This window comes from Pseudomonas sp. Leaf129 (assembly GCF_001423465.1).
GTDB lineage: Bacteria > Pseudomonadota > Gammaproteobacteria > Pseudomonadales > Pseudomonadaceae > Aquipseudomonas > Aquipseudomonas coleopterorum.
Window position 1 is genome coordinate 192,466 of record NZ_LMOC01000009.1, and the last position, 12,881, is coordinate 205,346.

Consider the following 12,881-nt stretch of genomic DNA (forward strand, 5'->3'; position numbering starts at 1 on the left):
GCGCGATTAGCGCTAAAGCGTGACCAGTTAGTCAATGTTTACAAGCCGATTCGAGACCTTGGTCTAAGCCAAACTCTGGGTGCCGAGATTAACGAAATTTTCACAAAACCAAAAAGAATTGTTTCAAGTTTTTTTAGAATTTAATCGCATAACAGCTACAACCTTCCAAACAAAAAAGTTCAATCCAGTTATCAAACATAAGCTAATTCCCAAACGGTATTTCAAAGCCGTTTCTTATATCGTTTAGATTCCTTCTCGTTCCCTGATTCCAGCTCCTTACTTTGCGCTCGCCAACAGCGGGTGCTGGAAACTCACCGCCCCTGACTCTTGCAAAAGGCAGCCACCCATGGCCAAGCAGCGCTTCGCACGAAAACTGTTCACCACTTTGGCCCTGACCGGCCTGGCCATGGGTATCCAGGCCGCGCCGCTGACCGTCGGTTACCAGACCGGCATCGACCCCAGCAAGGTGCCCCAGGCCGATGGTGTCTATGAAAAGGCCATTGGCGAGAAGATCGACTGGCGCCGCTTCAACAGCGGCCCGGAAGTGGTCACGGCCATCGCCTCGGGCGATGTGCAGATCGGCAACCTGGGGTCGAGTCCGCTGGCGGCTGCCACTTCACGCAAACTGCCCATCGTCGCCTTCATCGTTTCGGCGCAGATCAATTCCGCTGAAGCCTTGGTAGTGCGCAACGGCAGCAGTATCGACAACCCCCAGCAACTGGTGGGCAAAACCATCGCCACGCCCTTCGTTTCCACGTCCCACTACAGCCTGCTCGGCGCGCTGAAGCACTGGGGCCTGGAGGGCAAGGTCAAGGTGGTGAATCTTCAGCCCGCTGAAATCGCCGCCGCGTGGAAGCGTGGCGACATCGATGGCGCTTTCGTCTGGTCGCCGGCATTGGGCGAGATCCGCAAGAGTGGCAAGACCTTGACCGATGCCTCGCAGGTCGGCCAATGGGGCGCACCGACCTTCGAAGTCTGGGTGGCGCGCAAGGATTACGCCGAGAAGCATCCTGAAGTGATCGCCAAATTCGCCAAGGTCACCCTGGATTCGTTTGCCGACTACGCGAAAAACCAGGCGCAGTGGACCGCCGACTCCGAGCCGGTGCGCAAGATCGCCAAGCTGACGGGCGCCAATGCTGCGGATGTTCCCGACTTGCTCGCCGGCTCCACCTATCCCGACGCCGAGGCCCAGGCTTCGGACGCGCTGCTGGGTGGCGGTACCGCCAAGGCGGTGGCCAAGACGGCCGAGTTCCTCAAGGAACAGGGCAAGCTGGAAGCTGTGCTGCCCGATTACACGCCTTACGTCAGCGCCAAGTTCGTTCAGTGATCCCGCGCACGCCCAACGGAGTTCGACCGTGGCCCAATTGATTCTCGACCGTATCAGTGCCCACTACCCGGGCGCTGCGCAGCCGGTGTTGCAGGACATCTCCCTGAGCCTGGGCCCACAGCAACTGTGCGTGGCGCTGGGTCCCTCGGGCAGCGGCAAGACCTCGTTGTTGAACCTGATCGCCGGTTTCGTGCCGCCCAGCAGTGGCCGCATCACCCTGGACGGGGTCGCGGTAAAAGGTCCAGGGGCGGACCGTGGCGTGGTGTTTCAGGATGACGCCCTGCTGCCTTGGCAGGACGTGCTGGCCAATGTCGCTTTCGGTCTGCAACTGGCGGGCATCGCCCGGCCGCAGCGTGAAGCGCGGGCGCGTGAAATGCTCGCGTTGGTCGATCTGGCCGGTTTCGCCGAGCGGCAGGTGTGGCAGCTATCCGGTGGTCAGCGGCAACGCGTGGGTCTGGCCCGAGCGCTGGCGGCCGATCCGCAGGTGCTGTTGATGGACGAACCCTTTGGCGCATTGGATGCGTTCACGCGGGAGCAGATGCAGGAACTGCTGCTGCAGGTCTGGCAACGGACCGCCAAGCCGGTATTTCTGATCACCCATGACATCGAAGAAGCGGTGTTTCTGGCCACCGACCTGATTCTGCTCGCACCCAATCCGGGGCATGTCGAGGAGCGTCTGAGCCTGGATTTCGGCCAGCGCTACGCCGCAGGCGAGAGCGCCCGGGCGATCAAGTCCGACCCCCGATTCATCGAGACCCGCGAGCACGTCCTGGCTCAGGTATTTGCACAACGAGAATCTGCACAACGAGAGTTCGCCCAGCGTGTTTCTCCACAGGGCCCCACTGCACGCGAGGCACTGGCATGAGCCACTATCCGACCGAAGCCATCGACCGCACGCGCAAGCCCGCTGCGCGCCGACCCTGGCGTCTGAGTACGCGAGCCATCAGCACACTGACCCTGGCCGGCGTGCTGCTGCTCTGGTGGGCGGTCACCGCCAGCGAATTGATCGAACCGCTGTTCCTGCCATCGCCGGGTGCCGTGCTGGACAAAGCCTGGCTGCTGGCAACCCAAGGCTACATGGACGCAACCTTGTGGCAGCACCTGGGTGCCAGCCTGGGGCGCATCGGCCTGGCCCTGGTCTTTGCCGTTTTGTTCGCCATCCCGGTGGGCATCGCCATCGGCCACAACCGCATTGCCCAAGGCATCCTCGACCCATTGATCGAGTTCTATCGGCCCATTCCACCGCTGGCCTACCTGCCGCTCATCGTGATCTGGTGCGGTATCGGCGAGACCTCGAAGGTGCTGCTGATCTACTTGGCGATCTTCGCTCCGATCGCCATCGCCACGGCCACCGGTGTGCGCAACGTCGATCCGGCCCGGCTGCGCGCTGCGCAGTCGCTGGGTGCCACACGGGCGCAGCTGATTCGTCATGTGATCGTGCCCAGCGCCCTGCCGGAGATCCTCACCGGTATCCGCATCGGCCTGGGCGTCGGTTGGTCGACCCTGGTCGCCGCCGAGTTGATTGCCGCCACCAGCGGCCTGGGTTTCATGGTGCAGTCGGCCGCGCAGTTTCTGGTCACCGATGTGGTGGTACTGGGCATCCTGGTGATCGCGCTGATCGCCTTTGGCCTGGAAATGGGCTTGCGCGCCCTGCAACGACGGCTGGTGCCCTGGCACGGCCAAAGCCACTGAATCACCGATTTCACCAACAGAGCTGACCAACATGACTCTGCACATTACCCCCTTGAGCCCCACCATCGGCGCGGTCATCGCAGGCGTCGACCTGAGTCGCGAGCTGACCCCGGCGCAGCAACGCGAGATCGACGCCGCGCTGCTCGCCCACCAGGTCTTGTTCTGGCGCGACCAGCCACTGACGCCGGCCCAGCAGGCCCGGCTGGCGCACCAGTTCGGTGACCTGCATATCCATCCGATCTACCCCAGCGTGCCGGGGCAACCCGAAGTGCTGGTGCTCGACACCGCCGTGACCGATGTGCGCGACAATGCCATCTGGCACACCGATGTCACCTTTCTCGCGGAACCGGCAATGGGCGCGATACTGACGGCCCAACAGGTACCGCCCTTTGGCGGCGACACCTGCTGGGCCAACGGCATAGCCGCGTTCGAGGCCTTGTCCGCACCGTTGCAGACCTTGCTCGACGGCTTGACTGCCACCCATGATTTCGCCAAGTCGTTTCCGCTCGAACGCTTCGGCAACGATGCCCAGGCCCTGGCACGCTGGGAGCAGACCCGGCAGCAGCATCCGCCGCTGTCGCACCCGGTGGTGCGGACCCATCCGGTCAGCGGGCGCAAGGCCTTGTTCGTCAATGACGGCTTCACCACCCGTATCAACGAGCTGTCGGCGGCGGAAAGTCGGGCGCTGCTCGACTTGCTGTTCGCCCACGCCACGCGACCCGAGTTCTGTGTGCGCTGGCAATGGCGTCAAGGGGATGTGGCATTCTGGGACAACCGCGTGACCCAGCATTACGCGATCGACGACTACCGACCGCAGCGACGCGTGATGCATCGAGCGACGATATTGGGGGATCGACCGTTCTGAACGGGCGGGGGTGGCAATGGCCGCCCCCGCTGACCGTCATTCGCCGATGGCGGCCTTGTAGCCTGCGGCATCGAGCAGCTTGTCCAGCTCACCGGCAGCGCTGGGCTTGAGCTTGAAGAACCAGGCGCCGTAGGGTTCGCCATTGACGCTCTCGGGAGCGTCGGCGAGTGCCTCGTTGATGGCGATCACTTCACCGCCTACCGGCGAGTAGATATCGGACGCCGCTTTCACCGACTCCACCACACCGGCTTGATCACCAGCGACGAACACCTTGCCGACTTCCGGCAGCTCGATGAACACCACGTCACCCAAGGCTTCCTGGGCATGGTCGCTGATGCCTACGGTCACCGTGCCATCAGCTTCCAGACGGGCCCACTCGTGGCTTTCGGCAAAACGGAGTTCAGCAGGGATATCGCTCATATCATTGTCCTCAACAAGGGTCAGCGGCCAGCCCGCCATACGATTCAGATCAGGGTGCTACCATGCCGGACGAAGGTCGGCTTGACCACCCGTACCGGGTACCATTTGCCGCGTATCTCGACTTCCGCACGGTCAGCGGTCGCCATGGGTACACGCGCCAGTGCAATCGACTTGCTCAGCGTAGGTGAGAAACTACCACTGGTGATCTCCCCTTCGCCAACTCCGGCGATCCGCACTACCTGATGCGCACGCAGCACGCCGCGCTCCTCGAGCACCAGACCGACCAGTTTCATCGCCGGTCCGACAGCCCGTTCGCGCTCCAGCGCCTCACGCCCGATGAAGGCCCGCGAGATCGGTTGCCACGCCACGCTGCCGGCCATGTTCGACGCCAATGGCGAGTTCGCCTCGTCCATGTCCTGGCCATACAGATTCATGCCTGCTTCCAGACGCAGCGTATCGCGCGCGCCCAGGCCAATGGGCGAGATACCGGCGCCGATCAATTCGTTGAAGAAGTCGGCGGCCTGGGCCGCAGGCAAGACGATTTCGATGCCGTCTTCACCCGTATAGCCGGTGCGAGCAATGAACCAGTCGCCCTGGTGGCGCCCTTCGAAGGGTTCCAATCGCAGCAGCAATTCGCGGCGTTGGTTGCCCAACAGATCGGCGACCTTGCGCCGCGCCTCGGGCCCTTGCACCGCCAGCAGCGCCAACTCGGGACGCTCGCGCCACTGCACATCGAACCCATCGGAGTGAGTGCTCAGCCAGGCCAGGTCCTTGTCGCGGGTGGCGGCATTGACCACCAGGCGATAGCCATCCTCGGTGAGGTAGGCGATCAGATCATCGACCACCCCGCCCTGCTCATTGAGCATGGCACTGTACAAGGCCTGGCCGGTTGCGGTCAGGTTCCCCACATCGTTGCTCAGCAGGTGTTGCAGGAACGCCCGGGCATCCGGCCCGTGGATATCGATCACGGTCACATGCGACACGTCGAAGACGCCGCAATCGCGACGTACCTGATGATGTTCTTCGACTTGCGAGCCGTAATGCAGGGGCATGTCCCAACCGCCAAAATCGACCAGCTTTGCGCCGAGGGCAAGATGCAGGTCATACAGAGGCGTACGCTGTCCCATGGGTTTCTCCTTCCGGGCGTGGCGAAAGCGCAGGCGGATTGTCCTTGGTGCCTGCGCCGGATGCGGCGCATTGTAGCGACAAGGTCGCGGTGGTGATATCTGAAGCTTGGATCAGTGAGTTCGACCCAGCTGGCGCGCCGAACGTCGAATCAACCCGATGACCGGCAGCAGGCCGACCAGCACCAGGGTCAGGGCCGGCAGCGAAGCGCGAGCCCACTCGCCTTCGCTGGTCATTTCGAAGACGCGCACCGCGAGCGTATCCCAGCCGAACGGACGCATCAGCAAAGTGGCCGGCATCTCCTTCAACGTGTCGACGAACACCAGCAGCGCTGCGCTGAGCGTGCCAGGCAGCAGCAGTGGCAGGTAGACCTTGAAGAACAGCCGCGCACCGCCCACACCCAGGCTGCGCGATGCTTCGGGCAGGGATGGGCGAATGCGTGCCAGGCTGCTTTCCAGGGGCCCGTAGGCCACCGCGATGAAGCGGACCAGGTAGGCGACCAGCAGCGCCGCCACACTGCCCAGCAGCAACGGCCGACCGGCGCCGCCCAGCCAGCTGGACACTGGCACCACCAGTTCGCGGTCGAGAAAACTGAAGGCCAGCATCAGCGACACCGCCAGCACCGATCCCGGCAGGGCATAGCCCAGGTTCGCGATCGCCACACCGGCGCGAACGCCCGGCATGGGCGCCTGACGCCGCGCGAACGCCAGCAACAACGCCACCGCGACGGTGATCAGCGCGGCCATGGCGCCCAGGTACAGGGTATGCAGGATCAGCTCACGATAGCGCTCGTCGAGGTCGAAGCGTCCGCGCTGCCAGCACCATGCGACCAACTGCACCATGGGCACGACAAAGGCGCAGGCGAACACCAGCGCGCACCAGCCACTGGCCAGCCATGCCTTGAATCCGCTCAGCCGATACAGCGCCTGCCCGCGCGGGCGCTCGCTGGCCGCATGATCCTGGCCACGGGCGCGACGCTCGCCATAGAGCACCAGCATCACGGCCAGCAATAACAAGCTGGCCAACTGCGCCGCGCTGGAAAGGCTGAAGAAGCCGTACCAGGTCTTGTAGATGGCGGTGGTGAACGTATCGAAATTGAACACCGCCACGGCGCCGAAATCCGCCAGGGTTTCCATCAATGCCAGGGCCACACCGGCCCCGATGGCGGGCCGGGCCACCGGCAGGGCGACTCGCCAGAAGGCCTGCCAGGGTGATTGGCCAAGCATGCGCGCCGCTTCCATCAAGCCCTTGCCCTGGGCCAGGAACGCGGTCCGTGCCAGCAGATAGACGTAGGGATAGAACACCAGCACCAGCACAATGATCACTCCGCCCGTGGAGCGCACCCGCGGCAGGCGCAGGCCGTTGCCGAACCACTCGCGCAGCAGGCTCTGCAGGGGGCCGGCAAAATCCAGCAGGCCCACGAACACGAAGGCCAGCACATAGGCAGGAATGGCAAACGGCAGCATCAATGCCCAGTCAAGCCAGCGCCGCCCGGGGAATTCACACAGGCTGGTGAGCCACGCCAGGCTGACGCCGATCACCGTCACACCCGTACCTACGCCCACCACCAGAGTCAGCGTGTTGCCCAGCAGCCGCGGCATCTGCGTGTCCCACAAATGGGACCAGATCTGCAGGTCGATGCTTTGCCAGGACAGCGCCAGCACACTCAGCGGCAACAGCACGAGCCCGACCACGGCCAAGACCAGCGGATACCAACGGCGTTGGACGGAAGAGGACAATGGAATCACTCGAGGTTTTCAGATTGCGGGCTTTCTCAACGACAGCCACTCCTGTGGAGAGCTTACTGCGCTGTGTCAGCATGTACGGTGGTGCGCCGTTCGCGGGCAGAGACCCGCTCCCACACAGAAAGCACAAAAGCACCTGTTCTTCTGTGGGAGCGGGTCTCTGCCCGCGAAGGCCGCACCACCGATATCAGCTCAGTTCCACCCGGCACGGTCCATCAACCGGATCGCCTCGGCCTGACGCTTGCCTGCCACTTCCACGGGGAGGGTGTCGGCCTTGAACTCGCCCCAACTGGCGACTTCCGCAGAGGGAGCCACCGCCGGATTGGCTGGAAACTCCTGGTTCACCCCGGCGAAGATTGCCTGCGCCTGCGGTCCGGTCATCCACTCGACCAGAGCGATGGCCGCCTGGGGGTGCGGCGCATACTTGTTCAGGCCAATGCCCGAAAGGTTCACGTGCACACCGCGATCGCCCTGGTTCGGCCAGAACAGCTTCACACCCAGGTCCGGTTGCTGCTTGTGCAGGCGGCCATAGTAGTAGCTGTTGACGATACCCACGTCGCACTGCCCGGCATCGATGGCCTGCAGCACCGCGATGTCATCGGAGAACACGTCGGTGGAAAGGTTGTTCACCCAGCCCTTGAGAATCTGCTCGGTTTTCTCGGCGCCGTGGGTCTCGATCAAGGTAGCGGTCAGGGACTGGTTGTACACCTTCTTCGCCGTACGCAGGCACAGGCGTCCTTCCCATTGCTTGTCGGCCAGCGCCTCGTAGGTGCTCAGCTCCTGCGGTTTGACGCGCTCGCTGGCGTAGGCGATGGTCCGCGCACGCAGGCTCAGGCCGGTCCACTGGTGGGACGCAGCACGGTATTGCGGGGGAATGTTGCCGTCGATGACGGTGGACTGGATGGGCTGTAGGATGCCCATCTGCTCGGCTTGCCACAGGTTGCCGGCATCGACGGTGAGCAGCAGGTCAGCCGTGGCGTTCTGCCCTTCGGCCTTGATGCGCTGCATCAACGGCGCTTCCTTGTCGGTGATGAACTTGACCTTGACCCCGGTTTTCGCGGTGTAGGCGTCGAAAACCGGCTTGATCAGCTCGTCGATGCGCGACGAATAGACGACCACTTCATCGGCAGCGTGGGCGTTACCACCCAGCAGGCAGAGCGCCAGTGCAGCGAGAAGACGTTTGCGCACCATCATGAGGGAAACCTTGCCGTTGGAGTGAGGCCGAAATGGTAGTGAATCACATTTACCTTCTCAACCGAACTCGGGGGCCAGCCGTTACCAAATGTTGCAGGCAAGCGCAGCAAACGGCTGTCTCAGGGGCGCGCCAGCTCCGGTAGATCGCCGGCCAGGCCCAGCGCCTGGCAGACGAACAACGCCTTGGCTTCCGGCAGTCGCTCCACCCACTTCAAGCCGGTGTTGCGCAACCAGCGCAGCGGCAGCGGGTCGGCCTGGAACAGGCGCTCGAAGCCTTCCATGGCCGCCATCAGTGCCAGGTTGTGTGGCATGCGTCGGCGCTCGTAGCGCGTCAGCACCGGCAGGCCCGCCAGCCGCTCACCTCGCTGCCGGGCATGGATCAGTTCTTCGGCCAGCACCGCCGCGTCGAGCAGGCCCAGGTTGACCCCCTGCCCGGCCAGCGGATGGATGGTGTGCGCGGCATCGCCGATCAGTGCCAGACCGGTTTCCACGTAGCGCTTGGCATGTCGCTGACGCAACGGGACGCACAAGCGAGGATCGGCAGCGATGACCTCCCCCAGACGTCCCTCGAAGGCTTGACCCAGCGCTCGGCAGAAAGCCGCGTCGTCCAAGGCCATCAGGCGTTCGGACTGCTCCGGCGTGGTCGACCAGACGATCGAGCACCAATGCTTGCCATCACCGCGCTGCAAAGGCAGAAAGGCCAGCGGGCCCTCGTCGGTGAAGCGTTGCCAGGCCGTATCGCGATGGCCCTCGCTGCACTGCACGCTGGTGACGATGGCATGGTGCAGGTAGTCCCATTCGCGTGTCTCGCAGCCAGCCAGCCGGCGCACTGCCGAATGCGCGCCATCCGCGGCGATCACCAGCGGGGTGCGTACGGTCTGACCGCCGGCGAGGGTCAACAGACGATCGTCACCCGAATGGCGCAGCTGCTCCAGTCGCGCATTGGCCAGCAGCCGGATTCCGCTGTCCTGCAGGCGTTCGAGCAAGGCGTCCTGAACCACGCGGTTCTCGACGATATGCCCCAGAGTGTCGGCATGCACGCTGGCGGCGGAAAAATTGATCTGCCCGGTGCCGCTGCCGTCCCACACGCTCATGTGTCGATAGGGGTTGGCACGCCGCGCCTGGATACCATCCCAGGCGCCCAGGCGCTGAAGGATGCGCTGGCTGGCCATGGACAGTGCACTGACCCGCGCTTCGAAGGGTGCCAGTGCGTCGAAAGGCTTGCCGGTCAGCGGCCCGCCGTCGATCAGCAGGATGTCCAGGCCGCTGTCGCGCAGGGCGAGCGCCAGGGCGCTGCCGACCATGCCAGCGCCGACGATGACCAGGCCGGCGCGCAATTCGTTGGTGTGGGTCACTGTATTCATTGCCCTTTGATGTCCGACCGAGTGCCCAGGCCCATGGCCTGGCGTGCGAACCAGCGCTTGGCCGGCGGCAGCAGATCGAGCCCCAGCAGGCCCAGATTGCGGCCCACCGCGACCCATGGATCGGGTGTCGCGAACAAACGCGTCAGCTGGTCCGAAAAGCCCACGGTCAGGTTCTGATCCAGGCGCTGGCGTTGCTCATAGCCACGCAGCAGCGACAGCTCGCCCACATGGCCAGTGCTGGCGAGCAAGGCATCGGCCAGTGCCTGCACGTCGCGCATCGACAGGTTGAAACCCTGTCCGGCAATGGGGTGCAAGGCATGCGCCGCGTTCCCCAGGACCACCAGATTGGAACGCACCTGCTCCTCGGCCCGTACCAGCGACAACGGATAGACATGTCGGGCGCCCACGCGCTGCAGCGTACCCAGGCGGTAGCCGAACACCCCCTGCAGCTCCTGCAGAAACGCATGATCGGACAACCCCTGCAGGCGGCGGATATCGGCGGGCGTACGGGTCCAGATGAGTGCGCAGCGGTTGTCGGGCAACGGCAGCAAGGCCATCGGCCCATCATCGGTGAAGCGCTCGAACGCCTGCCCCTGATGCGGATTGCCGGGGGTGATGTTGGCGATCAGGGCGTCTTGATCGTAGCGCGTGTGCTGCACGGCAATGCCCAACTGTTCGCGCAGCTCGGAACGACCACCGTCGGCCAGCACGGCCAGGTCGCACTGCACCTGAGTGCCGTCGTTCAAGGTCAATGCGTAACCATCCGCCAAGGCCTGGGTGCCGGTGACTTCCGCCGGACAGCGCCAGCTCACCACCTCTCGGTCAAGCGCCTGCCACAGGCACTGGCCGAGCCAGGCGTTCTCCACCACATAGCCCAAGGCCGGTACGCCTTCGTCTTCGGCGCGAAGCCGCGCGGTGCCGAAGCGACCGCGGTCGGACACATGGATCTGACGAATCGCTTCGGCACGCTGGCTGATCGCCGGCCACAAGCCCAGGCGCTCATAGATCTGCCGGGTGCCGTAGGACAATGCTGAGGAGCGCGCATCATAGCTGGGCTGGTAGGCGTCGCCGGGGGCGAAGCGCTCGATCAGGACGATGTTCCAACCGCGAGCCTTGGCACCAGCCTGCAACGCCAGGGCCAGGCTCGCGCCGACCAGTCCGCCACCGATGATGGCCAGATTGAAGCGGCTCATGCCTCGGCCCGCGCGGTCGCCATCAGCGCCTCGATATCGGCGACCGACTTGGGCACCGCCCCGGTTAGAATTTCGCAGCCTTTCTTGGTCACCACCACATCGTCCTCGATTCGTACGCCAATGCCCCGCCACTTCTTTGCAACGCTTAGGTTGTCGGGCGCAATGTAGATGCCGGGCTCGACGGTCAGGGTCATGCCGGGTTCGAGCACCCGCCACTCGCCACCCACCTTGTACTCACCGACATCATGCACATCCAAGCCCAGCCAGTGGCCGGCGCGGTGCATGTAGAACGCGCGGTGCGCGTCGCGGGCGATCAGCTCGTCGACCTCGCCCTTGAGCAGACCCAGCCGCACCAGCCCCTGGGTTATGACCTGGACCGTGGCTTCATGGGCCTGGTTCCAGTGCTTGTCGGGACCGATCGCGGCGAAGGCCGCCTGCTGCGCCTCGAGCACCAGCTCGTAGATGGCTTTCTGCTCGGGCGAAAAGCGACCGCTCACCGGGAAAGTACGGGTGATGTCGCTGGCATAGCATTCAATTTCGCAACCGGCGTCGATCAACACCAGGTCGCCGTCGCGCAGCACCGCATCGTTCTGTTGGTAATGCAGGATGCAGGCATTGCGACCCGCAGCCACGATCGAGCCATAGGCCGGCATCTTCGCCCCGCCCTTGCGAAACTCGTAGTCCAGCTCGGCTTCCAGGCTGTACTCGTGCAGCCCGGCGCGGCAGGCCTGCATGGCGCGGACGTGGGCACGCGCAGAAATATCAGCGGCCCGGCGCATGACCTTGATCTCGGCCGCCGACTTGTACAGACGCATGTCGTGCAGCAGATGGTCCAGCGCTTCGAATTCATTGGGCGGCTGGGCACCCAGGCGCGCCTTGGAGCGGATGCTGTTGATCCAGTCCATCAGGTGCCGATCGAACTCCGGGTGGCTGCCGATCGAGGAGTAGACGCGGTCGCGTCCCTCAATCAGGCCGGGCAGGATGTCGTCGATATCGCTGATGGGAAAGGCGTCATCGGCGCCGAAATCGCGCACCGCCCCTTCCTGCCCGGCCCGCAACCCATCCCACAGCTCGCGCTCCGGGTTGCGCTCGCGGCAGAACAGCACGTACTCGCCATGCTCGCGCCCCGGAATCAAGGCGATCACCGCTTCGGGCTCGGGAAAGCCGCTCAGGTACTGGAAATCGCTGTCCTGGCGGTAGACGTGTTCCACGTCGCGATTGCGGATGGCCACCGCGGCGGCGGGCAGAATGGCGATGCTGTTTGGCACCATCTGCGCCATCAGTGCCTTGCGGCGGCGGGCATATTCCGATTTCGGGATGTGGCTCATGGGCAGACGCAGGCTCCGGGGTCAGGTCAGTGCAGCGACGGCTTGGCGCTGGCCGCGGTCGGGTGCTTGGCCGACTCGGTGTAGAGCAGCAGCGGCGCAACGCGCAGGTATTCCATGACTTCCATGTAGTCGGTCTCGCCGTCTTCGGACTCTTCCAGCGCGTCCTGCACCTGGGCGATGGCCGCCAGATCCTGCAGCACTTCCATGGCTTCGGTGCTCAGCGCCGTGTCGCGGGCGGTCAGACCGAACCCGGCCAGGAAACCCTGGCACCACTGGCCCAGGGCGGCAGCCCGCTCGGGCAACGGCGACTCGTCGCTGGGGACCAGCAGTACCACGGTCATGTCGTCGCTGGTGAGCTCGCCCTTGACCATTTCCTGCAGGCCGATCAAGGCCTGGCGAACATTGTCTTCGGCGGGTGCGCCAAGCAGGTCGGCGGCATCGACCAGCCATGGCTCGACCTCGAAGCCGGCCCCGGCGCAACTGCGCCCCAGCAACAGGCCGTGCAGTTCGGCAGGTGAAACGGTGTGGCCGCTGCTGTTGAGCAGGGTGGCAAACGCGTGATAGGGGGAATTCTGAATAGGCATGGGCAACTAGGCGCCAGACGGCGCAATGACTAGAATGAAGGCCT

At 64.2% G+C, this 12,881-nt stretch carries 12 protein-coding genes; 4 read left to right on the forward strand and 8 right to left on the reverse strand.

What is annotated here, in order from left to right:
- Window positions 1-406 precede the first annotated feature (406 nt).
- Genes tauA through tauD form a run of 4 tightly spaced genes read left to right on the forward strand, consistent with a single transcriptional unit; the run spans window position 407 to window position 3,884 of the window.
- Window positions 407-1,327: a taurine ABC transporter substrate-binding protein gene (gene tauA / locus ASF66_RS17210; RefSeq protein WP_442962785.1), complete on the forward strand. Its 921-nt coding sequence runs from the start codon at window positions 407-409 to the stop codon at window positions 1,325-1,327.
- Window positions 1,328-1,355: 28 nt separating this feature from the next.
- On the forward strand, window positions 1,356-2,192 hold the full coding sequence (gene tauB, locus ASF66_RS17215; protein ID WP_056844724.1) for a taurine ABC transporter ATP-binding subunit: 837 nt from the start codon (window positions 1,356-1,358) through the stop codon (window positions 2,190-2,192).
- Window positions 2,189-3,019, forward strand: a complete 831-nt coding sequence (gene tauC / locus ASF66_RS17220) for a taurine ABC transporter permease TauC (RefSeq protein WP_049860279.1) — start codon at window positions 2,189-2,191, stop codon at window positions 3,017-3,019. Before tauB ends, tauC begins: the two co-directional genes overlap by 4 nt.
- A gap of 31 nt (window positions 3,020-3,050) precedes the next feature.
- Window positions 3,051-3,884 (forward strand): taurine dioxygenase, encoded by an 834-nt coding sequence (tauD, locus tag ASF66_RS17225; protein WP_049860280.1) that lies wholly within the window; start codon window positions 3,051-3,053, stop codon window positions 3,882-3,884.
- A 36-nt stretch (window positions 3,885-3,920) separates the two neighbouring features.
- Here tauD and gcvH read toward each other — a convergent pair whose 3' ends face one another.
- From gcvH to ASF66_RS17265, 8 genes are all read right to left on the reverse strand, one after another.
- Window positions 3,921-4,304 (reverse strand): glycine cleavage system protein GcvH, encoded by a 384-nt coding sequence (gcvH, locus tag ASF66_RS17230; protein ID WP_056844725.1) that lies wholly within the window; start codon window positions 4,302-4,304, stop codon window positions 3,921-3,923.
- Window positions 4,305-4,348: 44 nt separating this feature from the next.
- Window positions 4,349-5,431 (reverse strand): glycine cleavage system aminomethyltransferase GcvT, encoded by a 1,083-nt coding sequence (gene gcvT / locus ASF66_RS17235; protein WP_056844726.1) that lies wholly within the window; start codon window positions 5,429-5,431, stop codon window positions 4,349-4,351.
- 111 nt (window positions 5,432-5,542) lie between these two features.
- Window positions 5,543-7,168 carry an ABC transporter permease gene (locus ASF66_RS17240; RefSeq protein WP_056844727.1) on the reverse strand — a complete coding sequence of 542 codons (1,626 nt, stop codon included), beginning with the start codon at window positions 7,166-7,168 and terminating at the stop codon, window positions 5,543-5,545.
- Between the two features lie 198 nt (window positions 7,169-7,366).
- Complete coding sequence (locus ASF66_RS17245; protein ID WP_049860284.1) at window positions 7,367-8,368, reverse strand: extracellular solute-binding protein; 1,002 nt, start codon at window positions 8,366-8,368, stop codon at window positions 7,367-7,369.
- Between the two features lie 119 nt (window positions 8,369-8,487).
- A complete protein-coding gene (locus tag ASF66_RS17250; RefSeq protein ID WP_162240093.1) occupies window positions 8,488-9,705 on the reverse strand; it encodes a 2-octaprenyl-3-methyl-6-methoxy-1,4-benzoquinol hydroxylase in 1,218 nt (405 codons plus the stop codon).
- 23 nt (window positions 9,706-9,728) lie between these two features.
- Complete coding sequence (ubiH, locus tag ASF66_RS17255; RefSeq protein ID WP_056844729.1) at window positions 9,729-10,925, reverse strand: 2-octaprenyl-6-methoxyphenyl hydroxylase; 1,197 nt, start codon at window positions 10,923-10,925, stop codon at window positions 9,729-9,731.
- Window positions 10,922-12,253, reverse strand: a complete 1,332-nt coding sequence (pepP, locus tag ASF66_RS17260) for a Xaa-Pro aminopeptidase (RefSeq protein WP_056844730.1) — start codon at window positions 12,251-12,253, stop codon at window positions 10,922-10,924. Before pepP ends, ubiH begins: the two co-directional genes overlap by 4 nt.
- A 26-nt stretch (window positions 12,254-12,279) precedes the next feature.
- Window positions 12,280-12,837 carry a YecA/YgfB family protein gene (locus ASF66_RS17265; protein WP_056844731.1) on the reverse strand — a complete coding sequence of 186 codons (558 nt, stop codon included), beginning with the start codon at window positions 12,835-12,837 and terminating at the stop codon, window positions 12,280-12,282.
- Between the last annotated feature and the right edge of the window lie 44 nt (window positions 12,838-12,881).